General features: G+C 71.2%; 24 protein-coding genes. 12 read left to right on the forward strand and 12 right to left on the reverse strand.

Going from position 1 to position 24,120, the window contains the following annotated elements:
• Positions 1–317 precede the first annotated feature (317 nt).
• Both ACFWBT_RS00905 and ACFWBT_RS00910 read left to right on the forward strand, forming a co-directional pair.
• Positions 318–788: a DUF5709 domain-containing protein gene (locus tag ACFWBT_RS00905; protein WP_385694181.1), complete on the forward strand. Its 471-nt coding sequence runs from the start codon at positions 318–320 to the stop codon at positions 786–788.
• Positions 789–824: 36 nt separating this feature from the next.
• A complete protein-coding gene (locus ACFWBT_RS00910) occupies positions 825–1,100 on the forward strand; it encodes a type B 50S ribosomal protein L31 (RefSeq protein ID WP_385694183.1) in 276 nt (91 codons plus the stop codon).
• A 110-nt stretch (positions 1,101–1,210) separates the two neighbouring features.
• Here ACFWBT_RS00910 and ACFWBT_RS00915 read toward each other — a convergent pair whose 3' ends face one another.
• Positions 1,211–2,005, reverse strand: coding sequence for a metal-dependent hydrolase (locus ACFWBT_RS00915; RefSeq protein WP_385694186.1), 795 nt, complete (start codon positions 2,003–2,005; stop codon positions 1,211–1,213).
• A 145-nt stretch (positions 2,006–2,150) separates the two neighbouring features.
• Between ACFWBT_RS00915 and ACFWBT_RS00920 the strand changes: the two genes are divergently transcribed.
• Both ACFWBT_RS00920 and ACFWBT_RS00925 read left to right on the forward strand, forming a co-directional pair.
• Positions 2,151–4,664: a DEAD/DEAH box helicase gene (locus ACFWBT_RS00920; RefSeq protein WP_385694189.1), complete on the forward strand. Its 2,514-nt coding sequence runs from the start codon at positions 2,151–2,153 to the stop codon at positions 4,662–4,664.
• Positions 4,665–4,683: 19 nt separating this feature from the next.
• On the forward strand, positions 4,684–5,550 hold the full coding sequence (locus ACFWBT_RS00925; protein ID WP_266755898.1) for an acyl-CoA thioesterase II: 867 nt from the start codon (positions 4,684–4,686) through the stop codon (positions 5,548–5,550).
• On the opposite strand, the gene ACFWBT_RS00930 is transcribed toward ACFWBT_RS00925, so the two are convergent.
• Together ACFWBT_RS00930 and ACFWBT_RS00935 are read right to left on the reverse strand one after the other, a co-directional pair.
• Complete coding sequence (locus tag ACFWBT_RS00930) at positions 5,537–6,535, reverse strand: DUF6397 family protein (protein WP_385694191.1); 999 nt, start codon at positions 6,533–6,535, stop codon at positions 5,537–5,539. The genes ACFWBT_RS00925 and ACFWBT_RS00930 overlap by 14 nt on opposite strands.
• Before the next feature lie 127 nt (positions 6,536–6,662).
• Positions 6,663–7,076: a roadblock/LC7 domain-containing protein gene (locus ACFWBT_RS00935; protein ID WP_385694194.1), complete on the reverse strand. Its 414-nt coding sequence runs from the start codon at positions 7,074–7,076 to the stop codon at positions 6,663–6,665.
• Positions 7,077–7,171: 95 nt separating this feature from the next.
• Between ACFWBT_RS00935 and ACFWBT_RS00940 the strand changes: the two genes are divergently transcribed.
• Positions 7,172–7,600: a PPOX class F420-dependent oxidoreductase gene (locus tag ACFWBT_RS00940; protein WP_385694197.1), complete on the forward strand. Its 429-nt coding sequence runs from the start codon at positions 7,172–7,174 to the stop codon at positions 7,598–7,600.
• Between the two features lie 67 nt (positions 7,601–7,667).
• On the opposite strand, the gene ACFWBT_RS00945 is transcribed toward ACFWBT_RS00940, so the two are convergent.
• From ACFWBT_RS00945 to ACFWBT_RS00965, 5 genes are all read right to left on the reverse strand, one after another.
• Entirely contained in the window at positions 7,668–8,273 is a 606-nt protein-coding gene (locus ACFWBT_RS00945; RefSeq protein ID WP_385694199.1) for an ATP/GTP-binding protein, read from the reverse strand.
• A gap of 193 nt (positions 8,274–8,466) precedes the next feature.
• Positions 8,467–8,880 carry a DUF742 domain-containing protein gene (locus ACFWBT_RS00950; RefSeq protein WP_351535244.1) on the reverse strand — a complete coding sequence of 138 codons (414 nt, stop codon included), beginning with the start codon at positions 8,878–8,880 and terminating at the stop codon, positions 8,467–8,469.
• 19 nt (positions 8,881–8,899) lie between these two features.
• Entirely contained in the window at positions 8,900–9,337 is a 438-nt protein-coding gene (locus ACFWBT_RS00955; RefSeq protein WP_266755904.1) for a roadblock/LC7 domain-containing protein, read from the reverse strand.
• On the reverse strand, positions 9,334–11,865 hold the full coding sequence (locus ACFWBT_RS00960; protein ID WP_385694203.1) for a nitrate- and nitrite sensing domain-containing protein: 2,532 nt from the start codon (positions 11,863–11,865) through the stop codon (positions 9,334–9,336). Before ACFWBT_RS00960 ends, ACFWBT_RS00955 begins: the two co-directional genes overlap by 4 nt.
• A gap of 62 nt (positions 11,866–11,927) precedes the next feature.
• Positions 11,928–12,701, reverse strand: a complete 774-nt coding sequence (locus ACFWBT_RS00965) for an MHYT domain-containing protein (RefSeq protein WP_385694206.1) — start codon at positions 12,699–12,701, stop codon at positions 11,928–11,930.
• Positions 12,702–12,853: 152 nt separating this feature from the next.
• On the opposite strand from ACFWBT_RS00965, the gene ACFWBT_RS00970 reads away from it, so the two are divergent.
• On the forward strand, positions 12,854–13,453 hold the full coding sequence (locus ACFWBT_RS00970) for a class I SAM-dependent methyltransferase (RefSeq protein ID WP_385694209.1): 600 nt from the start codon (positions 12,854–12,856) through the stop codon (positions 13,451–13,453).
• Between the two features lie 28 nt (positions 13,454–13,481).
• Here the strand turns inward: ACFWBT_RS00970 and ACFWBT_RS00975 are convergent, their stop codons facing one another.
• A complete protein-coding gene (locus ACFWBT_RS00975; RefSeq protein WP_385694212.1) occupies positions 13,482–14,240 on the reverse strand; it encodes an alpha/beta fold hydrolase in 759 nt (252 codons plus the stop codon).
• 116 nt (positions 14,241–14,356) lie between these two features.
• Between ACFWBT_RS00975 and ACFWBT_RS00980 the strand changes: the two genes are divergently transcribed.
• Positions 14,357–14,890, forward strand: a complete 534-nt coding sequence (locus tag ACFWBT_RS00980; RefSeq protein WP_385694214.1) for a PadR family transcriptional regulator — start codon at positions 14,357–14,359, stop codon at positions 14,888–14,890.
• Here the strand turns inward: ACFWBT_RS00980 and ACFWBT_RS00985 are convergent.
• Positions 14,867–15,757: an oxygenase MpaB family protein gene (locus tag ACFWBT_RS00985; RefSeq protein ID WP_385694217.1), complete on the reverse strand. Its 891-nt coding sequence runs from the start codon at positions 15,755–15,757 to the stop codon at positions 14,867–14,869. The genes ACFWBT_RS00980 and ACFWBT_RS00985 overlap by 24 nt on opposite strands.
• Positions 15,758–15,883: 126 nt before the next feature.
• Here ACFWBT_RS00985 and ACFWBT_RS00990 point away from each other — a divergent pair, with 126 nt between their 5' ends.
• Together ACFWBT_RS00990 and ACFWBT_RS00995 are read left to right on the forward strand one after the other, a co-directional pair.
• On the forward strand, positions 15,884–16,171 hold the full coding sequence (locus tag ACFWBT_RS00990; RefSeq protein ID WP_385694329.1) for a hypothetical protein: 288 nt from the start codon (positions 15,884–15,886) through the stop codon (positions 16,169–16,171).
• A 135-nt stretch (positions 16,172–16,306) separates the two neighbouring features.
• Positions 16,307–17,158, forward strand: coding sequence for a hypothetical protein (locus ACFWBT_RS00995; protein ID WP_385694220.1), 852 nt, complete (start codon positions 16,307–16,309; stop codon positions 17,156–17,158).
• A gap of 118 nt (positions 17,159–17,276) precedes the next feature.
• Here the strand turns inward: ACFWBT_RS00995 and ACFWBT_RS01000 are convergent, their stop codons facing one another.
• On the reverse strand, positions 17,277–17,459 hold the full coding sequence (locus tag ACFWBT_RS01000) for a hypothetical protein (RefSeq protein ID WP_261703155.1): 183 nt from the start codon (positions 17,457–17,459) through the stop codon (positions 17,277–17,279).
• A gap of 379 nt (positions 17,460–17,838) precedes the next feature.
• On the opposite strand from ACFWBT_RS01000, the gene ACFWBT_RS01005 reads away from it, so the two are divergent.
• The 3 genes from ACFWBT_RS01005 (at position 17,839) to ACFWBT_RS01015 (ending at position 23,430) form a co-directional block, all read left to right on the forward strand.
• Positions 17,839–20,739, forward strand: a complete 2,901-nt coding sequence (locus ACFWBT_RS01005; protein ID WP_385694331.1) for a DEAD/DEAH box helicase — start codon at positions 17,839–17,841, stop codon at positions 20,737–20,739.
• Positions 20,736–21,998 carry an SWF or SNF family helicase gene (locus ACFWBT_RS01010; protein ID WP_385694223.1) on the forward strand — a complete coding sequence of 421 codons (1,263 nt, stop codon included), beginning with the start codon at positions 20,736–20,738 and terminating at the stop codon, positions 21,996–21,998. The genes ACFWBT_RS01005 and ACFWBT_RS01010 overlap by 4 nt, the downstream gene beginning before the upstream one ends.
• Positions 21,999–22,086: 88 nt before the next feature.
• Positions 22,087–23,430, forward strand: coding sequence for an esterase-like activity of phytase family protein (locus ACFWBT_RS01015; protein ID WP_385694224.1), 1,344 nt, complete (start codon positions 22,087–22,089; stop codon positions 23,428–23,430).
• Between the two features lie 64 nt (positions 23,431–23,494).
• On the opposite strand, the gene ACFWBT_RS01020 is transcribed toward ACFWBT_RS01015, so the two are convergent.
• On the reverse strand, positions 23,495–24,103 hold the full coding sequence (locus ACFWBT_RS01020) for a hypothetical protein (protein ID WP_385694226.1): 609 nt from the start codon (positions 24,101–24,103) through the stop codon (positions 23,495–23,497).
• Positions 24,104–24,120: the final 17 nt, after the last annotated feature.

Raw genomic sequence — 24,120 nt, forward strand, 5'->3', positions numbered from 1 at the left:
GCAGTGGGCTCCGGCCGGTTGTGTCCCGCTTCTCGCCGGGAGCCGCGTCGCGGTCCCGGCGGAGGCCGGGTCGCACCGGCCCTCGGCGCACCCCGCGAGAGGCCGACGGGGCCGGACGTCGACCCTTGTGGCACTGCTGGTCGGCCCCTGTGGCGTTGCGCGGTGGCGAAGGGGGGTGGAACCCTGGACGTGGACACCCGCTCGGGGACTCCCGGGAACCACCCGGTTCCCTCGGGGCGACGCCCGTGTCCTGTGGCCCGCGGGCCCGTCGTCGAGTACGGCGGCACCGGTCCCGTCCGCACCCCCTGGAGGTAGCCGTGGACAGCGCCGACGGATGGGGAGACGACGTCTACCAACCCGACGGATCCGAGGTACAGGACGACGCGGGGCTGCTCGACGGCGAGGACACACTGGTCGCCGACGGTGTCAGTGACCCACTGGACCGTGGCTGGTCCCCGCCGGAGCGGCCGTGGGCGGTGGAGAATCGCGGAGTGACCGCCTCGGAGCGCCGGGCGGGCGAGACCCTGGACCAGCGCCTCGCCGAGGAGCTGCCCGATGTCGCCGAACCCGACGGAGACGGCATCGGGGACTGCGCGGGCACCGACGGAGAACCCCTCGACAACGAGGTGGGTGCCCTCCGCTCGGGCCGTCTCGTCGCCCCGAACGAAGGCGCGCACGAGGACGAGGAGAGCGGGCTCATCGCCACGGACATCGGCATCGACGGCGCCGCGGCCTCGGCCGAGGAGGCCGCGATGCACATCGTCGACGAGGACGCCGTGTCCGGCTGACCGGCGCCCGGTCCGGCCCTCCCCCAAGGAGCACCCATGCAGCAGGACAAGCAGCCCGACTACCACCCCGTGGTCTTCCGCGACCGCAGCGCCGGCTACGCCTTCCTCACGCGCTCCACCGCGACGAGCGAGCGGACCATCGACTGGGACGACGGCGAGACCTACCCGGTCGTGGACGTCGAGATCTCCTCGGAGAGCCACCCGTTCTACACGGGCAAGGCCCGCACGGTGGACTCGGAGGGCCGCATCGCCCAGTTCGAGCGGCGATACGGAGGCGGGGAGCCGGGGTCGGGCACGGCGGAGAACCCCTGATCGGGACGGTGCCGTCTCCTGAGCGAAGGACGTCCCGCCTGCCGAGCCCGACGCCCAGGGCCGAAGCGGCTGCCCGCCGAGGCGTCGGAGTCTCCGGGGAGGAGACGGCCTCAGATGACGTTCAGCGCGGCCGCGCAGCCCACGCCGCCCAGCAGCATGAACACCGGCATCAGCACCTTGAGCTCGACCCAGCTGCCCGCACGGAAGCGCATCACCTTGGGCGGGCCGATCGGGTACCAGCGCTTGCGGCCGACCGGGATGGGCCACAGGATCGGGCAGCCGGACACCGTCAGCGCGTCCCCGATGTCGTGCACCAGGGCGCCGAGGATGATCGGCAGGCCGAGCCACAGGTACTCCTGGCCCGGCGCCGTGAACAGCCAGTCCGCGCCGTTGCCCGGCTTGTCCAGGATGCCGGCGAGGATCCACGCGCTCGTCGCCGCGAGCAGCCAGACCAGGACATCGCTGCTCGAACCGCGTGCGGCCCGCCACAGCAGCCCCTCGATGGCGAGGACCATGTGCACGAAGAGGATGGCCAGGACCGCCCAGCGGCCGCCGGTTATCGCCAGCACAGCGGTACCCGCGCCGATCATCACCGCCCACAGCCAGGTGTGTGTCAGCGTGCGGTGACCGCCGGAGCGCCGGGGGTCGCCCGGCTTCCTGGTGCCCTTGTAGGCGGCGTAGGAGAGTTTGTCGACGATCTCGCACAGGCTTCGTGACACCGGTCCGAAGGCGCGCGAGATGGTGGCGGCCTTGTGGTCCAGGTCCGGGGCGAGAGCGGCACCGGCGCAGATCAGCGCGCCGACCAGCAGAACCGGCCAGGGCATGGTGTGACCGGCCGCGGCGGCGGCCGCTCCGACGCCGAGCCAGGCCGCGGCCCCCGACAGTGAGTGTGCTGGTCCCATCATGGCCGTTTTCCGCCCTATTCCTCTTGTGCAGCTGTCCAGTTGCCCGTGCACGCTGACGCGTCGTCGGCGCCACAGCGTAGCGTTCGTGATCTTTCGACGAACATCCGATTCCCCCATCACGTGCGACGACAGGCAAGATGGGGGCGTGACCCTTATCGATCAGCTGCCGCAGACCGCAGACCCCGACGCCCTCTACGAAGCCTTCGAGTCGTGGGCCGGGGAACGCGGTCTCACCCTCTACCCCCACCAGGAGGAGGCGCTGATCGAGGTGGTCTCGGGTGCGAACGTGATCGTCTCGACGCCCACCGGCTCGGGCAAGAGCATGATCGCCGCGGCTGCGCACTTCGCGGCGCTCGCCCGCGACGAGGTCACCTTCTACACGGCGCCGATCAAGGCACTCGTCTCGGAGAAGTTCTTCGAGCTGTGCAAGATCTTCGGCACCGAGAACGTCGGCATGCTCACCGGCGACGCCTCCGTGAACTCCGACGCCCCGGTCATCTGCTGCACCGCCGAGGTCCTGGCCTCCATCGCGCTGCGGGACGGCAAGCACGCCGATGTGGGCCAGGTCGTCATGGACGAGTTCCACTTCTACGCCGAGGGCGACCGAGGCTGGGCCTGGCAGATCCCGATCCTGGAACTTCCCCAGGCGCAGTTCATCCTGATGTCGGCGACGCTCGGCGACGTCTCGATGTTCGAGAAGGACCTCACGCGGCGCACCGGCCGCCCCACGGCGGTGGTCCGCTCGGCGACCCGGCCCGTCCCGCTGTCCTACGAGTACGTCCTGACTCCGCTGACCGAGACGATCACCGAGCTGCTCGCCACCAAGCAGGCCCCGGTCTACATCGTGCACTTCACCCAGGCGCAGGCCGTGGAGCGGGCGCAGGCGCTGATGAGCATCAACATGTGCACGCGCGAGGAGAAGGACCGGATCGCCGAGCTGATCGGCAACTTCCGCTTCACCACCAAGTTCGGCCGCAACCTCTCCCGCTACGTACGCCACGGGATCGGTGTGCACCACGCCGGCATGCTGCCCAAGTACCGGCGGCTGGTGGAGAAGCTGGCCCAGGCCGGCCTCCTGAAGGTCATCTGCGGCACCGACACCCTCGGGGTCGGCGTCAACGTGCCCATCCGCACCGTGCTGTTCACCGCGCTCACGAAGTACGACGGCACGCGGGTGCGCACGCTGCGCGCGCGTGAGTTCCACCAGATCGCCGGCCGGGCCGGGCGCGCGGGGTTCGACACGGCGGGCTTCGTCGTGGCTCAGGCGCCGGAGCACGTCATCGAGAACGAGAAGTCGCTCGCCAAGGCGGGCGACGACCCGAAGAAGCGCCGCAAGGTGGTGCGCAAGAAGGCTCCCGAGGGCTTCGTCGGCTGGACGGAGAACACCTTCGAGAAACTCATCTCCTCCGATCCCGAGCCGCTGACCTCGCGCTTCCGCGTGACGCACACCATGCTGCTCTCGGTGATCGCCCGGCCCGGCAACGCCTTCGAGGCGATGCGGCACCTGCTGGAGGACAACCACGAGCCGCGCAAGCAGCAGCTGCGGCACATCCGGCGGGCCATCGCGATCTACCGCTCGCTCCTCGACGGCGGCATCGTCGAGAAGCTCGACGAGCCCGACGCGACCGGCCGGATCGTGCGGCTCACCGTCGATCTCCAGCAGGACTTCGCGCTCAACCAGCCCCTGTCGACGTTCGCGCTCGCCGCCTTCGACCTGCTGGACCTCGAATCCCCCTCGTACGCCCTGGACATGGTGTCCGTCGTGGAGTCCACGCTGGACGATCCGCGGCAGATCCTCGCGGCCCAGCAGAACAAGGCCCGTGGCGAGGCCGTGGCCGCGATGAAGTCCGACGGCGTCGAGTACGAGGAGCGGATGGAGCGGCTCCAGGACCTGTCGTACCCCAAGCCGCTGGATGAGCTGCTCTTCCACGCCTACGACACCTACCGCAAGAGCCATCCGTGGGTCGGCGACCACCCGCTGTCGCCGAAGTCCGTCATCCGTGACATGTACGAACGGGCGATGACGTTCACCGAGTTCGTCTCCTACTACGAGCTCGCCCGTACCGAGGGCATCGTCCTGCGCTACCTGGCCAGTGCCTACAAGGCCCTCGAGCACACCGTCCCGGACGACCTCAAGTCCGAGGACCTGGAGGACCTGATCGCCTGGCTGGGCGAGATGGTGCGACAGGTCGACTCCAGCCTCCTCGACGAGTGGGAGCAGCTCGCCAATCCCGAGGTGATGACGGCCGAGGAGGCCCAGGAGAGGGCCGATCAGGTCAAGCCGGTCACCTCGAACGCCCGCGCCTTCCGTGTCCTCGTCCGCAACGCGATGTTCCGCAGGGTCGAACTCGCCGCTCTGGACAACGTCGCCGAACTCGGCGAGATGGACGCCGAGGCCGGCTGGGACGCCGACGCGTGGGGCGAGGCGATGGACAAGTACTGGGACGAGTACGAGGACCTCGGAACGGGTCCCGACGCCCGTGGCCCCAAGCTGCTGTCGATCGTGGAGGAGCCGCAGAACGGCCTGTGGCGTGTCCGTCAGACCTTCGCCGACCCGAACGGCGATCACGACTGGGGCATCAGCGCGGAGGTCGACCTCGTGGCCTCCGACGCCGAGGGCCGTGCCATCGTCAAGGTCACCGACGTCGGACAGCTGTGAGCACAGGAGAATCCCACCGATGACGAACCCCGCCGAGAAGCTCGTCGACCTGCTCGACCTGGAGCAGATCGAGGTCAACATCTTCCGAGGCCGCAGCCCGCAGGAGTCCCTGCAGCGGGTCTTCGGCGGCCAGGTGGCGGGCCAGGCGCTGGTCGCAGCCGGCCGTACCACCGAGGGCGACCGGCCGGTGCACTCGCTGCACGCGTACTTCCTGCGCCCGGGCCGTCCGGGCGTCCCGATCGTGTACCAGGTCGAACGGGTGCGGGACGGACGGTCGTTCACCACACGCCGGGTCACCGCGGTGCAGCAGGGCCGCACGATCTTCAATCTGACCGCCTCCTTTCACAAGCCCGAGGAAGGGAGCTTCGAGCACCAGTTGCCGCCGGCCCGCGAGGTGCCGGATCCCGAGTCACTGCCGACGGTGACGGAGGAGATCAAGGAGCATCTGGGCGCCCTTCCCGAAGCGTTGGAGCGCATGGCGCGGCGTCAGCCGTTCGACATCCGCTATGTGGACCGGCTGCGCTGGACGCCCGAGGAGACCAAGGGCGCCGAACCGCGCAGCGCGGTGTGGATGCGTGCCGTCGGACCGCTGGGCGACGACCCGCTCGTGCACACCTGTGCCCTCACCTACGCGAGCGACATGACCCTCCTGGACGCCGTCCGCATCCCGGTGGAACCGCTGTGGGGGCAGCGCGGTTTCGACATGGCGTCGCTGGACCACGCCATGTGGTTCCACCGGCCGTTCCGCGCGGACGAGTGGTTCCTGTACGACCAGGAGTCCCCCATCGCGACGGGCGGCCGCGGACTGGCCCGCGGACGCATCTACGATCTGAAGGGTCGTCTGCTCGTCTCGGTCGTGCAGGAGGGGCTGTTCAGAGCGCTGTAGGCGGACACCCGTCCGGCTTCCTGCGACGCAGCCATCCGAGCAGCCGGCGTGTTCGCGGGGACTCCGGCGTCGTGAGCGGGCCGTCCGCGGCGGGGAGCCGTGGTCGCGAGGCGTGCGGAGCACTGACCGGTGACGGCGGGGCCGCTGACCGTGGAACCAGGGACGGTGGGTCCGCCGGCGCCTGGTCCGCGACGGATGAGGCGGTCGGTGTCGGGCGGGGCGCGGGGCGGTCCTGCCTGGCTTCGGAAAGGCTCTGAGCCAGGTCGGCCCTGAGCCAGCTGATCTCGTCGGGATCGTCCGCCGTCGCGATGCGCTCGGCGATCCGCGCCGCCGGCGATTCCGGGGCCGCCTGCGAAACACGCTCGGGCCGCTGGCTGTCGAGGTGGGCGCGCTCGTGGGGATCGTTGACGATCTCGGCCACTTCGACGGGATCGAGCAGGGACGCCACCACGGCGGCCCGGGCCCAGGGATCCTCGGTCTGCCTCAGCAGGAACCCCAGGTGGCGGCCGCGCCAGTTGCGCGGACGGAGGTCCAGGCCTTCGTCCAGCTGATCGCGGAGTCCTTCGGGCGTCCGGCCGGTCATCAGCGGCGCGTTCTGCCGGTCCGCGGCGAACTGCCGCAGTTCCTCGGCGAGGTAGAGCCAGACCACCATTCGGTAGCGGTTCAAATAGAATTTGACCGGCACCACCAGTCCCAGGCGCGCGAGGCGGGTGAACCGGGTGGTCGTGACGCCCATGAGAGCGGCGGCCTCCGTGGTGCCGACGGCTTTGACCCGTTCACGCAGCGCCTCAGGGAAGCCGTCCTCGGCGCGCACCCGGTCGATCTCGGCGCGCGCGACCCGGCGTCCCCCACCTCCCTCGTCGGGGACCGAGCGCACACAGCCGAGGTGCAGGGCGAGATCGAACTCGCCTCGCCTGAGCTCCAGTTCTCGGGCCGCTCGGCTGAGCGACGAGGTGGCGGACTGCGTGATGGTGCTTCCGGACATGGCTGTCTCCCGGGGGCTGTCGGACGCTCGCGCCGGTGCGCGCTCGCTCCGGGAAAAACCGTATCCGGCTTGCCGGACATCGTGTCGAGCCTGTGGACAACTCCGACCACGACGATATAACCGCAGGTCAGAGGTCTACAATGGGTTTGCCCTCCGGTTGTCGCGCGTCCACGCGAAGGTGTTCGCCGACGCGGTTCACCAGCAGCGTCATCTCGTAGGCGACCTGGCCGATGTCCGCCTCGGCGCCGCTGAGGACGCACAGACAGCTGCCCGCTCCGGCCGCGGTGACGAAGAGCACCGCCTCGTCGAACTCGATCATCGTCTGCCGCACTTGTCCGGCGCCGAAATGGCGGCCGGAGCCCTTCGCCAGGCTGTGCAGCCCCGACGAGACGGCGGCGAGGTGCTCGGCGTCCTCGCGCCGTAGTCCGCCGCTCGCGCCCGTCACCAGGCCGTCGTTGGACAGCACCAGCGCGTGCCGAACGTGCTCGACCCGCTCGGTGAGGTCGTCCAGCAACCAGCCAAGTCCCGTGTTCTGCTCCATGATCCGGTCTCCCCCTGCGTCGTTCCCCCCTGGCCGGAGGATTCGACCAGCCAGCCTTCCCCACAGCCGCCGTCCCGGCAAGGAGGATGGGCGGCATGGCAGAGAAGATGACCGACGAACAGTGGCGAGCATTCGTCTCGCAGGGGACCCGCACGGGGAAGCTTTCCACCGTCCGGGCCGACGGAAGTCCGCATGTGGCACCGATCTGGTTCCTGCTGGACGGCGACGACCTGGTGTTCAACACCGCGAAAGCCAGTGTCAAGGGCCGGAACCTGGCCCGGGACGGCCGCGTCGCCCTGTGTGTGGACGACGACCGGCCGCCCTTCGACTTCGTGGTGCTGGAGGGCCGGGCGGTGCTGTCGGAGGATGTCGACGAGTTGCGGCACTGGGCCGCCCGGATCGGCGGCCGCTACATGGGCGAGGAGCGCGCGGAGGAGTTCGGCAGGCGCAACGGGGTTCCCGGTGAACTGCTCGTCCGCGTGAGGATCGAGAAGGTTCTGGCCTTCGCGGCCGTGGCCGACTGAACACAGCGGCCGCGAGAGCGTGAGCGGCCAGGGGCGGAGCAGTGGCGTCCGTCGGTCGCCCGCGGTGTCAGCCGACGGAGTCGAGCAGCCGGGCGGTGTGCACCCGCCCGGCGTATTCGACGAGCCGGATCAGCACCTCCTTGCCGGAGTCGCGGTCACGGGCGTCGCAGAGGACGACCGGCGTACCCCGGTCGAGGTCGAGGGCGCGGGACACATCCTGGGCGCCGTACGCGCGAGCGTCCGCGAAGCAGTTGACGGCCACCACGAACGGGATGTGACGGTGCTCGAAGTAGTCCACCGCGGGGAAGCAGTCTTCGAGCCGTCGGGTGTCCGCGAGGACGACAGCGCCCAAGGCGCCCGTCGACAGTTCGTCCCACAGGAACCAGAACCGGTCCTGCCCGGGTGTTCCGAAGAGATAGAGCGAGAGACCTGACCTGATGGTGATGCGTCCGAAGTCCATGGCCACGGTCGTGGTGACCTTCTGGTCCACTCCGCCGGTGTCGTCCACCGACTGACCGGCCTCGCTGAGCAGTTCCTCGGTGCGCAGCGGCCGGATCTCGCTGACCGCGCCCACCAGGGTGGTCTTTCCCACGCCGAATCCACCGGCGACCAATATCTTCAGCGCCAGGGCGGTCGAGTCGCCGCCCGTGGCGTCGGAGTACTCGGAGACCATCGATCACTTCTCTCGGGAGTGCCGACAACCGTCGGCATCGGTGCGTCAGTAGGGGTGAGCGAAGTCAGCATCATGACAACCGCGGCGCCGCCGGACGAGGCTGGACCACACATTGCCCCTAGCGATCGGAACCCGCCTCTTCGGTGCCCAGGTGTGAACGCGAGGAGCCACAGTGCCGACCGAAGTGGGTCGCTTAGAGCGCCCTCAATCCCTCGATCACCTCGCGGAGGATTCGCTCGTCGGGCAGTTGCGCGGGCGGCACCGGGCGGCTCACGGTGACGCAGCTCCGTTCCAGGAGGTCGCCCAGGAGCACCCTGACCACCCCCAGGGGAAGATCGGCGTCGGCGGCCAGTTCGGCGACCGACTGGGTCTCGGTACGGCACAGTTCGATCAGGGTGCGGTGTTCCGGACCGAGCGAGGTGTCGTCGTCGGCTCCGGGTGCGCCCGCGTCGAGCGTGACCAGGGCGATCAGATCGAAATGGACCCCGGTCGGACCGGCTTTGGTACGTCCGCCCGTCATCGCGTAGGGGCGGACGAGTGGGCCCGCCTCCTGGTCGTACCACTGGCTGCCCGGCTGCGGCGGGGCTCCCGGAGTGTCCTCGGTCATCTGCACAGGCCGTCCTCGGTCATCCCGCGGCCGGTGGCTGTGCGGCGACGCGCGGTGGGGCGTGGAGATGCTCGCCGACGCGCTTGACCAGGAGCGCCATCTCGTACGCCACGAGGCCGATGTCGGCGGTGACGGCGGTCAGGACGGCAAGGCAGGAACCGTCCCCCGCCGCGGCGACGAACAGGAAGCCCTCGTCCATCTCCACCATCGTCTGGCGCACCCCGCCCGCGCCGAAGTGGCGGCCCGCTCCCTTGGCCAGGCTGTGGAATCCGGAGGCCACGGCCGCGAGGTGTTCGGCGTCCTCACGCCGCAGACCGGTGGACGCGCCCACCGCCAGTCCGTCGTTCGACAGCACCACGGCGTGTCGTACTTCCGCCACGCGCAGCACCATGTCGTCCAGCAGCCAGTCGAGTTCGCCGGACCGGTGGGCGGCTCTCGTACTCGGGTCCTGGATCATGCGGGGTCTCCTTCGCTGCTGTCGCTGCCCGCTTCCGGGTCGGGGGTGGCGCCGAAGCCGGGTGACCGACCCCCGCCGCGTACCCAGCCGGCCCGGTACGCGGCCATTCGCGCCCTTACGAGTTCGGGTGTGCGCTCGTCGTCCACCCCGGGCACCGGGGGCTGCACCTGCTCCTCGGCACGCTGTCCGCGCAGTTGGGGGGCCAGGTTCGCCTGGCGGACGCGCCGGGGAAGTTGGTCGGAGCTTTCGGGATCCTCCGGGGGACGATGCAGCCGGAGCGCCGCGACTCCCGGAGGCGGGGTCTCCCGCGAACCGTTCGCCAGGGCTTCCGTGGCTTGCGCTCTCGGGGGGACCAGTGCGGGCCGCTCGGTGACGGGCCGGACGGCGTCCTGCTCCGGGACCGCCGACACGCGCGCGTACTCCCTCTCCACCGGCCTGTCCGCGTCGGCCTGGCGGAGGGAACGTTCCACCGGGCCGTCGTGCAACAGCGCCGTGGGCAGCAGAACGACCGCGGTGGTGCCCCCGTAGGGCGAGGTCCGCAGGTGCACCTTGATGCCGTGCCGGGCCGAGAGCCGGCTGACCACGAAGAGGCCGAGCCGGTCGCTGTCGAAGAGGTCCAGCGCCTCGGACTGCTCGATGCGCCGATTGGCCTCGTCGAGCCTCTCCTTGCCCATGCCGAGGCCCCGGTCCTCGACCTCGATCACGTAGCCGTTTCCGACGGGTTCGCCGGTGATCCGCACCCTGGTGTGCGGGGGCGAGAACTGGGCGGCGTTCTCGACGACTTCCGCCAGCAGATGGGTGAGGTCGGCGACCGCACCTCCGACCACGGCCGCCTCGGGGAGCTGCCGTACCTCCACGCGCGCGTAGTCCTCGACTTCGGAGACGGCCGCCCGGACCACGTTCGTCAGGGGGACGGGCCTTCGCCAGGCCCGTCCGGGCGCGGCTCCGGAGAGGATGATCAGGCTCTCGGCATGACGCCGCATCCGTGTGGTGAGGTGGTCGAGCCGGAAGAGGTCGCTCAGTTCGTCCGGGTCTTCGGACCTGCGTTCCATGGTGTCCAGCAGATTCAGCTGGCGGTGCACGAGAACCTGGCTGCGCCGGGCGAGATTGACGAAGACCCCGGAGATGCCACCGGCCAGTTCCGCGCGCTCGGCGGCGGCACGCAGGGCGGCTCGGTGCACGGTGTTCAGCGCCTCGGCGACCTGTCCGGTCTCGTCCTCCGAGGGCCGTCCCGGCGGGGCCTCGGCGTCCACGTCGACGGCCTCGCCCGCGCGCAGTCTGCGCATGGCCGCGGGGAGCTTTCGACGGGCGATGTCCAGGGCGCCGTCGCGCAGGCCGACGAGCTCGACGACGAGATCGCGTCCGATGCGTACGGAGATGATGAGGGAGGCGACGACGGCCGCGAGGCCGAAGAGGACCGCGGCACCGGCGGGAGTGAGCAGTGCCTTCCCGAACGGGTCGGCCCGGTCCGCGACACCGCTGCCCGCTTCGGCATCGATCGTGCGCATGGCGTCCTGCACGCGTGCGTGGGCGAGGTTCCATACCGTCTCCGGCGCGGCGTCGAGGGCCTTGGCGCCGGGGCGGCGCGAGAGGAGCACCTTGTCCTCGACGGCGCGCACGTCCCCGTACGCGCTCCCCTCCACGAGGTCGTTCCAGGCGGTTCGTTCGGGCCCGCTCAGGTCCGTCGCGGCGGCGTCCGTCAGTGTGCGGCGGGTGTCGGCGGCCCCCGTGAACAGCCGTAGCCGCTCGCCGTCGAGGGTCCCGGCGAGCCGGGCTCCGCCGAGCACGGCGTCCTCCTGGGCGAGTGACTCTCCCGCCCGGGAGAGTTCGAGCAGGACGCGGTCGTCGGAGCGCAGGCCCGTGCCAGGGGTGCCGGTGAGCGCTCCGTCGACACTGAATGCCGTCGCGATGGTCCTGGTGTACCGGCCGTACGCCTCGCTCCATCCGGTACGGCGGTCCAGTACGGCGGTGCGCAGGGGCCGCAGTCGCTCCGCCTCGGTGACAAAGGTGCCGAGCCGTCCGGCGACTCCGGCGGGCAGGTCGGCGCCGTCGGCGACGGTGTTGTGGTCCCCCAGGCGCAGCTTCGCCACGGCGCGGTCGGTGAGCCGTGAGAGGTCCTTGAACTCGCTCGGCTGCACCGCGGCGGGGTCGGTCGCGTAGCGGACGGCCGCCGCCCGTTCCGCCTGGAGCGCGGCGACGGCGGTGTCGACGGGAGCCCGGACCGTCGAGTCCACGCGTTGCAACTGGCGCAGCCGGGCGATGTCCTGCGCCGTGCTCACCGTGGCGAAGGCCCACAGGGCGAGCAGGGAGACGATCGGCACCATCAGCAGGCTGACGATCTTGGCCCGGACGGTGCGGGGCCGGATGTGCCACTGCCCCCCGCGGGCGAGTGTTTCCGGCGAAGGCCCGGCGGCCGACTCGCCGATGTCGGCGCCCTCGTCGGCAGGCGCTCCCGCGTGCGCGCGGCGGCCTCGCAACGTGGGCGGTGGCTGGCCGCCGGCTGTGGTGGTCCTACGGGGTGTACGCATGGCCTCCTCGATCGGAGAGATTCGGGGCGTGCCGTCCGGGCCGCGTGGCTCCGGGCCCGCCGTCAGCGGGCGACGCTCTCGACCGGCCGCTGGGCCGGCGCGGGTGCCTCGCGCCGGTCGGACATCGGGGACAGCGCGACGAACGCCGCTGTGAGGAAGAGGTAGGACCCGAGACCGACGGCGAGGGGGAAGATGAACTGCATCGCCGTGGCCCCGGGCAGGGCGCCGCCGGAGGGGCTGACGCGCACGCTCACCGCCATCATTCCGGTGTAGTGCATGCTGCTCACCGCACCGCCCATGACGAGAGCGGCGACGGCCACGGCGACGGGCGACCTGATGGAGAGCGCGGCCCACAGGGCGGCGGTCGCCGCGATCACGCCGATCACGACGGAGAGCGCGACGAGTGCCGGGTCGTAGCGCACCTGGCCGTGCATGCGCAGCGCCGCCATGCCCAGGTAGTGCATGCTCGCGACGCCGAGTCCGGTGGTGAGTCCGCCGAGGACGAGTGCGCGTCTCCTGTCGCGGCCGTATCCGACGGCGAACAGGCCCGCGCCGACGACGGCCATGGCGATCAACAGGCTGAAGAGGGTCAGCGGCACGTTGTAGCGGATCTCGGTGCCGGTGACGCCGAAGCCCAGCATCGCCACGAAGTGCATCGTCCAGATGCCCGTGCCGATCGCGGAGGCCGCGGCGAGGAGCCAGTTGCGGCGTGACCGTCCGGCTGTGTCGAGCGCGCGGACCGTACACCGCAGCCCCAGTGCGGCACCGATGCAGGCCATCGCGTACGACAGTACGGGGGTCAGCCAGCCGAAGGCGGCGTGGTCCAGGTGTCCCATGACCCAGGGACGCTAGTGCGCATGGGGGCGCACAACTGGGGCGCATTTCGAAAGCTGTTGCAAAGTGACGAAGAGGTGCACCAGAGCGATCGCGTCAAGCTCGAACGTGTGCACCGCGTCATCCTTCGTGTCGGTGAGAGATCATGCGGCACATGAGCCACGACCACGCACACGTCCAGGAGTTCTTCGCCGCGCGCGCCGCCGACTGGGACACCCGGTTTCCCGACGACGGGCCCGCCTACGCGGCCGCGGTGGCGCGCATGGGACTGCGCACGGGTGACCGCGTGCTCGACGCGGGCTGCGGCACCGGGCGCGCCCTGCCTCCGCTGCGAGCGGCCGTGGGTGGCACCGGGGTGGTCGTCGGAGCGGATCTGACCCCGGCCATGCTGGAGGCCGCCGTCACGGCCGGACGGGACCGCGACGGGCGGCTCCTACTGGCCGATGTCACAGGACTGCCCCTGCGTACGGAGTCGCTGGACGCGGTGTTCGCGGCCGGACTCGTCGCACATCTGCCGAACCCGGGTGAGAATCTGCGGGAGTTGGCCCGGGTGGTGCGGCCCGGCGGCACGCTGGCCCTCTTCCACCCGATCGGCCGGGCGGCGCTCGCGGCCCGGCAGGGACGGCGGATCACCCCGGACGACTTGCGTGCCGAGGCCAACCTGCGTCCCCTGCTGGCTGGTTCGGGCTGGGACATGACCTCGTACGTGGACGAGGACGCACGTTTTCTCGCCCTCGCCGTACGCCGGGGCTGATCGTCGGCAGAACCCTGCCCGTCAGCCGTCAGGCCGGGCCGACGACGGCCGCGGCGAAGGCATCTGGGTTGTCGAACATGATGTTGTGTCCGGCGCCCGGCACGGTCACGACACGCACCCCTGCCGCCTCCAGGCCCTCGGCGCCCGACAGTTCACCGCTCAGCTGGCCCTGGAGGTAGACGCGCTCCGCGGTCAGCCCGACGAGGAGTTGACGCATCGTGGGGCTGGTGCCCTGCATGAGCCCCTTCGCCGTGCGGTGCAGAGCGCGTGGATCGGCGAGGCGCATCGTCGCGGCCCAGGAGGGGCCGACCTTCTCGAGCACGCGCGCGTGCCCGCCGTTCTCGACGTAGTCGTCCTCCTCGTAGGAGGCGATGCCGCTGCTGCCGGCGGTGACCGGAGGGTACGGGTCGAGGTTGGCCTCCACGAGGACGAGCCGTGAGACGAGGTCGGGCCGCCGGTCGGCGAGCACGATGGCGACGGCACCGCCCATGCTGTGCGCGACGAGTTCCGCCCCGGTCACACCGGCGTCGTCCAGGGCGACCGCCAGCGCCGCGGCGTGGTCCTCCAGGGTGTAGCCGAAGTCCGCGGGCCGGTCGCTGATGCCGTGCCCGGGCAGGTCGACGAACAGGGTGCGCCGGCCCGCCAGTTCGGGCCTGGCCGCGATATGGGCGTTGTAGACCGTGGAGGCCGATCCGAGCCCGTGCACGTACACGCGCGCCGGTCCGTCGCCCGCCGCCTCGGTCCAACGGATCCGGCTTCCCCTGCCGTCGAACTCTGCCTGTCGCACAGCACTCCCCCTGCTCGCCGTTCCTGGTTCCTTCGGTTCTCCCAGCACCAGGAGAATACATCGGTTCCGAGGTATAGCGAAAGCGATGTACAACGCTGGTGCGGCAGAATGTGGTCATGCTGGAGCTGGCCATCCTCGGATTTCTGTACGACGCCCCACTGCACGGCTATGAGCTGCGCAAACGCATCACCGCCCTGACGGGACACGTGAAGCCCGTGGCGGAGAGCACGCTGTACCCCGCGATCAAGCGGCTGGAGAGCGCGCAGCTGCTGGAACGGGCCACGCAGCCCGGCTCGGTGGCCGCCCCGCGTCACGTCCTCACGCTCACCGAGGAGGGCGGGCGCGAACTGCGTCGCAGGCTCGCGGAACCGGCACGGCGCGACATCACGGACGAGAACCGCTGGTTCACGGTGCTCGCCTTCCTGAGGCACCTGGAGAACCCCGAGGCGCAGGCCGCCGTACTGCGTCGCAGGCTGGCCTTTCTGGACGAACCCGCGAGCTTCTTCTACGACGGCGACCGGCCTTTGCGCGCCGAGGAGTTGGACGACCCCTTCCGGCGCGGCATCCTCACCATCGCGCGGGCCACGAGTCGGGCCGAACTGACCTGGCTGCGGACCACCCTCGACTCACTCGACGCGGCTGGCAGGTGAGACGGGGCAGCCCCGCACACCGGGCACGGGGCAGGTGCCCAGCTCGGCGACGCGGTAGCCGTCCCGGTACCCCTTGATCTCCCGGTTCTGCCGGGCGAAGTGCGGGGAGCGACGAGGCGGCAGCAACCGGACCAGCCGGCCGCGCGCGTGTACGGCACGCCGGACCAGCGCGATCGTGGCATCCCCCGGGGGCTCGTAGCGGAAGGCGCGGAGCAGCGGCTCGTCGAGCAGCGCGAGAGTGGTGGTGCGCAGCAGGGGCGCGAGCGGACGCGGGTACCAGGAGGCCATGAGGTCCAGCGTCGCGTCCGAGACCCGCCGGGCGCCTTCGTCCCAGCCGAAATGGGCCTCTTCGTAGGCGTCGAGGCAGGTCTCGAACTCCTCGTACGTCCCGGGGATGTCCTTGATCCCCATGCGTCGGCCCAGGGTGCGGTAGTGCGCGGCGGACGCGACGATCTCGTGACGCGACAGCCTGCGCCAGCCGTAGGCCTCGATCCACCGTTTGGGCATCACCACGAACGTGCACAGCACATAGCGCATGTCGTCGTTGCCGATGTCGTAGCTGCGGTGCATCTGGTTGATGCGGCGGATCGCGGTCCGGCCCTCCTCGCCGCCGAAACCGTGCTCGACGATCGCGTCGAGGAGCAGCGCGGTGTCGTCGTAGCGCTTCTGACCGCGGTCCGTGAGCTCCGCCGTCTCGGCGAGCAGCCGGCCGATGCTCGGCACGGCGTAGGTGCGGTAGAGCGCCAGTTCCAGGGCGCGGGTGAAGTCCCAGGGGAACTCGTACGCGGAGGTGAGCCGGTAGATGTCGGAGGCCTCCTTCTCCGGATCCATCCGCCGGATCTGTTCGAGCCGCTCGTAACGCTTCACCGGGCCGTCCCCCTTCTGTCTCCGCGGCTCCAACTCTACGTTGAGTAGCAGCAGATGGACGGTCAGCGATCGATCACACAGGGGGAAGGTGACCCGATGTCCGGCATATTCGGCAGGCTCCGCACGATGGGGCGCAAGAAGACGGCCGACCTGACCGAAGGGAACCCGCCGGCAGGGGCACGGCAGGAGAGGAAGCGCGCCTACAACCTCTTCGAGGCGGCTGCGGTGTACGTGTCCGCGTGCGCGGAGGACAATCAGGAGCAGATCGACGAGGCGGCCGCCTGGGTGTCGCCCGAGGCGCTGTCCTTCGGTGTGAACGAGCTGGCCTGCCGGGCCGTGATCGCTCTCGCCCGGGAACGCGACGAGTCGCCGCAGGCGGTCGCCCGAACACTGCTCGGACTGCCCGCGGCCTGACCGGGGCGGGGCCGGCGAGGGCGTTTCGCCCCCGTCCAGCCGGATAGCTGCAGCTCCGCATGTGTTTCGGGCCCGTGACAAGCGCCTTCCGGTCGCTTAAGGTGCGCCGACAGATGGAGCGATCGGGAGGCTGGAATGGCCGGGACGGACGAAGACGCCGTCGCCACCGGGGACGACGACGCGCTGTACGTGCTGACGGCGGTGTTGCTGACACCGGCGAAGTTCCCCAGTGTGCTGGGTGACGACTACCCGGAGGCCTGTGCGACGCTCGACCTCGCCCCGCTCGCCGAGGGGTACGGACTGGTGCTCGGCCAGGACGGAGAGGGCGCGCGGTGGACGGTTGTCATCGACGACGTCTCACTGGTCGCCGTCGCCATCGCCTCCTGGGACTGCGGGATGGAGCACGAGCTGTCGCCGGACGAGCGGACGGTCGTCGCCGCGCTGCCCGGCTGGCCCCTCGACGTGGCCGTCTCGGCCCCCGGGGTACCGGCTCCGCACGATCCGTCGAGCGAGCTCACGGATCGGCCCCCGCTCAGTCCGCCGGACACCAGCACCTGGGGGCCGGCTCAGCGACGTCTCGGCGCGGACGAGATCGCGCTCCAGTGGGCGACGTGGCGCGAGCAGATCGACGACAGTGAGTTCGCGCCCTCGGACGGCGCCGCGGGGGCCGAGGCCTCGGACGGCTCCGAGGACGGGGAGAGGAGCGGTGGCGGCGCGGACCGCACCGGTGTTCGCCGCGTTCTCGCCGAGGCGCGCTCGTACGTGGACACACCGCCCCCGCTGGGCCGTGTCCGCTCCTCCTTCGCCACGGGCGACGCTCGTACCCTGCGGGCCGACGGCCCCGGCTGGTCTCTGGTCGCCAGGACAGACGACATCGCGTTCGTCCTGCTCGACGAGGAACCCGGCGAGGTCCTGCCCGTCGGCCGCGGACCGGAGCTGCCCGGCCTCCTGGAGGCCCTGGACAAGATGGCGGTCCGCCCCAGCTGAGTGACCGCGCCACGTGGGAATCCCCGTGGCGCGGCCCTTGTCGGTCCGCCGCGTCAGCCTCTCCGACCCTCACCGGCCACGGTGAGCCGAGGGCGGCAGGCGCGGCGGCGGTCGCTCCTCAGCGACCGAGCTCCTTACGGGTGGCACGGCGCAGCCTGCGCCGCTGCGAGGGGTCCAGCGCCAGGTACGCGGCCGCCGGGACTCCCAGCACGATCAAGAAGGCGGCCCACCAGGGCAGCCAGATCAACAGGATCAGGCCGACCGCCACACCCCCTGCGGCGATCTTCGCGTTCTTCGACATGTGTCGCCTCCTCCGCGGCTGCTGCCGCTCTCTGTCCTGAGAACGGGTCCCCGTGTCCCACGGTTCCGGACCGCGACCCTGATACGTCCCTGACGCGTGCCCCCTACGCGACCCTGAGAAGCCCCGACCTCGCGCCCCTGGAACATGGACCGTGCGGGAGTCGAACAGCCCGTGTCCCAGCGCGGGGAACAGCCAACTCCAGGCAGCGCCCGCGCACCAGGGGTTGAGCACGGTCGGGTGCGTGGCGCCCGACCGTCACACACGCGTCCGGGAAGTACACGCGAAAGCCGCGGATCATGGCCGGAACTGGTCCTCGTACGCCCCCGGGCGTGCTGTAACCTCGGCGACTCGGCCCCCAGTAGTCAAATTTGAGGAATGCATCATCGCTGAGCAGAGGATTCCCGCGGCCACACCCGCCGAGATCTCCGAGCTGGCGCGCCGCCGCGCCGTTTTCGTGCCCTCCGGTCCGTCGCGTACGGGCAGCATCGCGTTCTGGCACCCGACGGGCGACGGGCCTTTTGTCGTGGCGTCCGGCTCCGCCGAGGACATCACGGTGGTCCTGCCCGCGGAGGGCGGAGGCGTCGCAGCCGTGTCCGTGCCGGCCCTGCTGCTGCCGGTGCGGGACGCCCTGCCGGTCCTCACGCGCGCGCGTGCCGCCGCACACGCCCATCGGGCGACCTCGTTCTGGGGCGCGGCCGCCGTCCTCGCCCTCCAGTTCGCCGCTCGCGGGCTGCTGCTGCCCGGGCTCACGGCCAAGGACCATGACGCCTGGCGCGCCGGCCCGCTGCGGGCGGAGGACCTGGAGCGCGTGCGTGAACTGGCCGCCTCGATGCCGCCGGAGGCGCACGCCGTGCCGGTGGCGGGCACCGAACCACCGCTGCTGCCCGATCCGGAACGGCTGGTGCGTGCCTTCCTGGACGCCGTCGCCGACGCCCTTCCGCGTTCTCCGGCGGCGGCGATCGCGGCGGGTGGTCCGGCCTTCGCGGCGCCGGAGCCGCAGCGCGTACCGCAGCATCGCGCATGGGCCAGGGAGGTGGCCGCGGTTCACGACGCGGACGTACGGATCTCTCTGCGTGTGGAGGTGCCGGGGCTGGCGTCGGCCGTGTCGGAGGAGACGCGAATGCCGTTCCGGGTGGTACTGCAACTGCACAGCGTCAGTGATCCCGCTCTCGTCGCGGACGCCGCGGCCGTGTGGGCGGGGTCCTCGCCCCTGGGCCCGCGCGCGCGGATGGACGCCCTGCTCGCGCTGCGGCGCGCCGTCCGGGCCTGGCCGCCCCTGGCTCCACTGCTCTCGGCCGCCGTGCCCGATTCCGTCGAGCTCGCCGACGACGAGGCCGGTGAACTTCTCGGATCCGGCGCCCGACTGCTGGCGCTCGCCGGTGTCGACGTGCACTGGCCGAAGGAGCTCGCACGGAAGTTGACGGCCCGGGCGGTCGTCGGCCCGCACGAGGACGCCGGTGGTCCGGGCGGGGTCGCGTCGGGCGGCGAGAACGGCTCCGGAGCCGGAGCGTCCTCGGACGCCCCGTCGTTCCTCTCGGCGGACGCCCTGCTCTCGTTCAACTGGTGGTTCGCCCTGGGCGACCAGCAGCTCACGCGGCAGGAGCTGGACCGGCTGGCCGAGGCGAACCGTCCCATCGTGCGCCTGCGCGACCAGTGGGTCCTCGTCGACCCTGAGGAGGTACGCCGTGCGCAGGCGCAGCGGGACCGCCGGGTCACGCCCGTCGAGGCGCTGAGCGCCGCTCTGACGGGTTCGGTGGAGGTCGACGGCGCCCGGGTCGACGTCGAGCCCACGGGATGGCTGGCGACGCTGCGGGAGGCCTTGGCCGACCCTGAGGGACAACAGCCGGTCGGGCAGCCCGCGGCGCTCCGCGCGACCCTGCGCGACTATCAGTCCCGGGGCCTCAACTGGCTGGCCCGGATGACGTCCCTGGGCCTCGGCGGCTGTCTGGCCGACGACATGGGCCTCGGCAAGACGATCACGCTGATCGCACTGCATCTGCACCGGCAGACCGACGAATCGGCCGCGGGCCCGACGCTCGTCGTCTGCCCGGCCTCCCTGATGGGCAACTGGCAGCGCGAGATCGAGAGGTTCGCCCCCGGCACCCCGGTACGCCGTTTCCACGGTTCCCGGCGCAGCCTGGAGGACCTCGGCGACGGCGAGTTCGTGCTGACGACGTACGGCACCATGCGACTCGACGCGCCACGGCTCGGAGAGGTGGCCTGGGGGCTGGTGGTCGCGGACGAGGCCCAGCACGTCAAGAACCCGTACTCGGCGACCGCGCGGGCGCTGCGCACCATCGGGGCACGCGCGCGCGTGGCGCTCACCGGCACCCCGGTGGAGAACAACCTCTCGGAACTGTGGGCGATCCTCGACTGGACGACACCGGGCCTGCTGGGCCGGCTCGGCACCTTCCGCAGCCGCTACGCGCAGGCGATCGAGGGCGGGAAGGACCCCTCGGCCGCCGAGCGGCTCGCCCGGCTCGTCCGTCCGTTCCTGCTGCGCCGCCGCAAGTCGGACCCCGGCATCGCACCCGAGCTGCCGCCGAAGACCGAGACCGACCGTGCCGTGGCGCTCACCAAGGAGCAGGCCGGGCTGTACGAGGCAGTGGTGCGCGAGACCCTCGCGGAGATCTCGGGCGCGGACAGCATGGCCCGGCGGGGTCTGATCGTGAAGCTGCTGACCGGCCTGAAGCAGATCTGCAACCACCCCGCGCAGTTCCTCAAGGAGGAAGGGCCGAGGATTCCCGGCAGGTCCGGGAAGCTGGAGCTGTTGGACGAACTGCTCGACACCATCCTCTCGGAGGGGGCGAGTGTTCTGGTCTTCACGCAGTACGTGCAGATGGCACGCCTCATCGAGCTGCATCTCAGCGCGCGTGCCGTGCCGACGCAGTTCCTCCACGGAGGAACGCCCATCCCTGAACGCGAGGCGATGGTGGAGCGCTTCCAGGAGGGCGAGATCCCGGTCTTCCTCCTGTCGTTGAAGGCCGCCGGCACGGGGCTGAACCTGACGCGCGCGGAGCACGTCGTGCACTACGACCGCTGGTGGAACCCGGCCGTCGAGGCGCAGGCCACGGACCGCGCGTACCGCATCGGCCAGAACCGGCCGGTCCAGGTGCACCGGATCATCGCCGAGGGGACGATCGAGGACCGCATCGCCGACATGCTGCGCCGCAAGCAGCGCCTGGCCGACGCCGTCCTGGGCGCCGGCGAGGCGGCGCTCACCGAGCTGACCGACGCGGAACTGGCCGACCTGGTGGAACTGCGAGGGGGCGCACGATGACGGATCAAGACAATGAGCGCACGTTCGACGCGCTGCCGCCCGCACACGGACGGGGCTTCGCGCGGACGTGGTGGGGCCGGGCCTGGCTGACGGCCCTGGAGGACGCGGCACTGGACTCGGGGCAGCTGAAGACGGGGCGCCGGCTCGCGCGAGCCGGGGCGGTCGGCGCGGTGTCGGTGCGCCCCGGGCGGGTCACGGCCGTGGTCAAGGACCGTGACGGCACCGCCCATCGCGCGGACGTCCTGCTTCAGGAGCTGTCCGGGGAGCAGTGGGAACGCTTCCTGGACATGGCCGTGGAGCGCGCAGGGCACATCGCGGCGCTCCTCGACCGCGACATGCCGCCGCACCTGGTCGAGGACGCGGCGGCCGCCGGAGTCGAACTCCTGCCGGGGCTCGGCGATCTCGAAGCGGAGTGCGACTGCGGCGCCTGGGACCACTGCGGCCACACGGCCGCGCTCAGCTACCAGGTGGCCCGGCTGCTCGACCAGGATCCGTTCGTACTGCTGCTGATGCGCGGGCGCGGTGAACGCACCCTCCTGGACGATCTCCAGGAGCGCGGCAGGCAGCCCGTCCACGAGCCGCGCGACGACCCTCAGGAAGGCGTGGACGCCGCCGAGGCGTACGCGGCCGGTGACATCCTGCCCCCGCTGCCCTGCCTTCCCCTCCTGCCCGGCGAGCCCGGAGATCCGCCGTCCTTGGACACCGACGCGGCGCCCGCTCCCGGAATCGATCCCGCCGCCCTGGAGTTCGTCGCCGCCGCGGCCGTGGGCGAGGCACACCGACTGCTGGCCGAGGCACTGTCGCCCGGACACGAGGCGCATCCGGTGGAGGCGGCACCGACCCTCGCCCAGGACGCGGTCCGGCTGGCCGCGGGCGACCCCGACGAGGAGACCGCCCGGCGGCTCGCCGCGGGCTCGGGGCGCGAACGCGAGGACCTGCGCCTCGCCGTACAGGCCTGGCGGTACGGGGGTGTCGCGGCGCTGTCGGCCCTCGAGGACGAGTGGCTCGTCGACGGGGAAGCACTGGCACGCGCGCGTGCCGCCCTGCAGGCGGCCTGGGACGAGGGCGAACGCCCGAGGCTGCGCGCGGCCCACAACCGCTGGACGGCGCTCGGGACCTCCACGCAGCTGCGGCTCGGACACGACGGCAGGTGGTGGCCCTACCGCAAGGAGCGGGGCCACTGGACCCCTGCGGGGCCGGCGGTCAGGGACCCGGCGACCGCCCTCGCCACGGCCGAGGAAGACCCGATGAGTGATTGACGCCCGGCGTTCACCTTCACGTCGCCCGCCGTTCGATGCCGGGGCCAACTCTGGCCGCTGTCAACGAACTTGTGCCTCAGGAGGCCTGATGTCCCCGCATGCCGTCGGCCGGCGCCACGTCCACCGATCCGTCGCCCTGGGCATGCCGCTCGCCGTGCTGGCCGCCTTCGTGGTGGCGGGCACCGCCGGCGCGACGTCCGCACCCGCCCAGCCGCGGGTCACGCGCACCGCCACGCTCGGAGACCTGCCCCTCGGCGCGTTCAGCGACACGCTGCTGCCCGGCACGGTGAACGACGACCGCGGTGTCGACCTCGGCGGCATCGGCAGCGACCTCTACCCGGCCGGACGCAAGGGCGAGTTCTGGACGGTCACCGACCGGGGGCCCAACGGCCAGATCAAGGTGGACGGCAAGAAGCGACGGACGTTCCCGGTACCGGGCTTCGACCCGGCGATCGTGAAGATCCGGGTGCGCGGTGACAGCGTGACGGTGCTCGACGCGATCCCGATCACCACATCCTCCGGGAAGCCGGTCACCGGGCTGTCCAACCAGGCGGGACGCGACGAGGCGCCGTACTCCTACGACGCGCGGACACCGCTCGCGTACAACCCGAACGGCGTGGACACCGAGGGCATCGTGCGGGCGAAGGACGGCTCGTTCTGGCTCGTCGACGAGTACGGCCCGTCGCTGATCCATGTCTCCGCGCGCGGGAAGGTGCTCACGCGCCATGTGCCCAAGGGGCTCGGTCTGACCGGCACGGACTACCCGGTCGTCGAGTCGCTGCCCGCGATTCTGCTCCACCGGAAGATCAACCGAGGCCTCGAAGGGCTGACCCAACTCCCCGGAGGCGACCTGGTGATGGCCCTGCAGAGTCCGCTCTCGCTGCCGGACGGAGACGCGGGAGACGCTTCGCGCACGACGCGGCTGCTGCGCTTCTCACCCAAGAAGCGGGCCGTGACCGCCGAGTACGCGTACCGCTTCGACCCGGTGAACGTGGTCGACCCGAGCGAGGACGACACCTCCGAGCTGAAGATCTCCTCCGTGGTGGCCGTCGGCCGCGACCGGCTGCTCGTCGAGGAGCGCACCGACAAGGCGGCGCGGCTGCAGACGGTACGGCTCACGCGTGACGCGGACATCCTCGGCGGCCCGTGGGACAGCGACACGACATCTCCCTCCCTGGAGCAGTTGGACGACCCCGCGTCGGTCGGTGTTCCGGTGCTGGGCAAGCGTCTCGTCGTCGACCTGGGCGCCGTCGCGGGGGTCCCCGGCAAGATCGAGGGCGTCGCGCGCGTGGACCACGACACACTCGCCCTCATCAACGACAACGACTTCGGAATGACCGACGGGACCGGTGCCTTCGACGCGCAGGGCCGGCTCGTGGACAGCGGCGTCGAGACGAGCGTCACCTACGTACGGCTGCCGCGCGGGATCTGATCCCGGCCCCTCGGGCTCGGCACGCGGGCGTGGACGACGGACAGCGGCCACGCGCGCGTGCCGATCACTTCAGCGGTTTCGTGAGTTTGTGGGTGCCCTTGCCGACGTCCGCGGCCAGGCTGCAGGCGACTTTGTCGATGCCGATCTTGTAGCCGCCGGTGTCCGGGTACTGCACGAGCGTGTCCCGCACCGTCCCGGCGGCCTGCCCGGCCGCCTTTCGCTCCAGAGGCCCCTGACACAGCGTGGACGCGGCCTTCTTGAGGGCCGCGTTCGTCGTGTAGGCGCCGTTGAGTTCGGCGACCTTCACGACCTCCGCGTCATGCGGTTCGGTGCACGGGCGCTTGACCGCCTGCCCCGGCAGACCGTCGTCCGTGTCGAAACAATCGCCCTTCTGGAGCATGTAGTAGGGCACTGCGTCGTCCGCGAGCGACGGGAGGAACGATTCCAGATCGGTGGGCACGAGTTCGGTGGGTACGAGTTCGGTGGGCAGGTCCGAGGGGAGCGAGGGCACGACACTGGGCAGGCCCGAGGGAAGCGAGGGCAGTGCGGACGGCAGACTCAGTGAGGGACTCGGCGACCGCCCCGTGCTCTCGGTGGGGGTCTTCTTGTCCTTGGTGCCGCCGCCGGTGGCCGCCACCGCCACGGCGACGATGACGCCGATGCCGACGATCACGGCGATGACGAGGACCA

Source organism: Streptomyces sp. NPDC060027, from assembly GCF_042737005.1.
Taxonomy (GTDB): domain Bacteria; phylum Actinomycetota; class Actinomycetes; order Streptomycetales; family Streptomycetaceae; genus Streptomyces.

Excerpts from the sequence above, each read along its gene's own strand:
- ACFWBT_RS00980 (WP_385694214.1), top strand. The coding sequence starts at position 14,357 with ATGCTGGAGCTGGCCATCCTCGGATTTCTGTACGACGCCCCACTGCAC.
- ACFWBT_RS00970 (WP_385694209.1), top strand. The coding sequence starts at position 12,854 with ATGAGCCACGACCACGCACACGTCCAGGAGTTCTTCGCCGCGCGCGCC.
- ACFWBT_RS00950 (WP_351535244.1), bottom strand. The coding sequence starts at position 8,880 with ATGACCGAGGACACTCCGGGAGCCCCGCCGCAGCCGGGCAGCCAGTGG.
- ACFWBT_RS00935 (WP_385694194.1), bottom strand. The coding sequence starts at position 7,076 with ATGGAGCAGAACACGGGACTTGGCTGGTTGCTGGACGACCTCACCGAG.
- ACFWBT_RS00990 (WP_385694329.1), top strand. The coding sequence starts at position 15,884 with ATGGGGCGCAAGAAGACGGCCGACCTGACCGAAGGGAACCCGCCGGCA.
- ACFWBT_RS00965 (WP_385694206.1), bottom strand. The coding sequence starts at position 12,701 with ATGGGACACCTGGACCACGCCGCCTTCGGCTGGCTGACCCCCGTACTG.
- ACFWBT_RS00945 (WP_385694199.1), bottom strand. The coding sequence starts at position 8,273 with ATGGTCTCCGAGTACTCCGACGCCACGGGCGGCGACTCGACCGCCCTG.
- ACFWBT_RS00910 (WP_385694183.1), top strand. The coding sequence starts at position 825 with ATGCAGCAGGACAAGCAGCCCGACTACCACCCCGTGGTCTTCCGCGAC.
- ACFWBT_RS01000 (WP_261703155.1), bottom strand. The coding sequence starts at position 17,459 with ATGTCGAAGAACGCGAAGATCGCCGCAGGGGGTGTGGCGGTCGGCCTG.
- ACFWBT_RS00955 (WP_266755904.1), bottom strand. The coding sequence starts at position 9,337 with ATGATCCAGGACCCGAGTACGAGAGCCGCCCACCGGTCCGGCGAACTC.
- ACFWBT_RS00915 (WP_385694186.1), bottom strand. The coding sequence starts at position 2,005 with ATGATGGGACCAGCACACTCACTGTCGGGGGCCGCGGCCTGGCTCGGC.
- ACFWBT_RS00960 (WP_385694203.1), bottom strand. The coding sequence starts at position 11,865 with ATGCGTACACCCCGTAGGACCACCACAGCCGGCGGCCAGCCACCGCCC.
- ACFWBT_RS00925 (WP_266755898.1), top strand. The coding sequence starts at position 4,684 with ATGACGAACCCCGCCGAGAAGCTCGTCGACCTGCTCGACCTGGAGCAG.
- ACFWBT_RS00995 (WP_385694220.1), top strand. The coding sequence starts at position 16,307 with ATGGCCGGGACGGACGAAGACGCCGTCGCCACCGGGGACGACGACGCG.
- ACFWBT_RS00930 (WP_385694191.1), bottom strand. The coding sequence starts at position 6,535 with ATGTCCGGAAGCACCATCACGCAGTCCGCCACCTCGTCGCTCAGCCGA.
- ACFWBT_RS00940 (WP_385694197.1), top strand. The coding sequence starts at position 7,172 with ATGGCAGAGAAGATGACCGACGAACAGTGGCGAGCATTCGTCTCGCAG.
- ACFWBT_RS01010 (WP_385694223.1), top strand. The coding sequence starts at position 20,736 with ATGACGGATCAAGACAATGAGCGCACGTTCGACGCGCTGCCGCCCGCA.
- ACFWBT_RS01015 (WP_385694224.1), top strand. The coding sequence starts at position 22,087 with ATGTCCCCGCATGCCGTCGGCCGGCGCCACGTCCACCGATCCGTCGCC.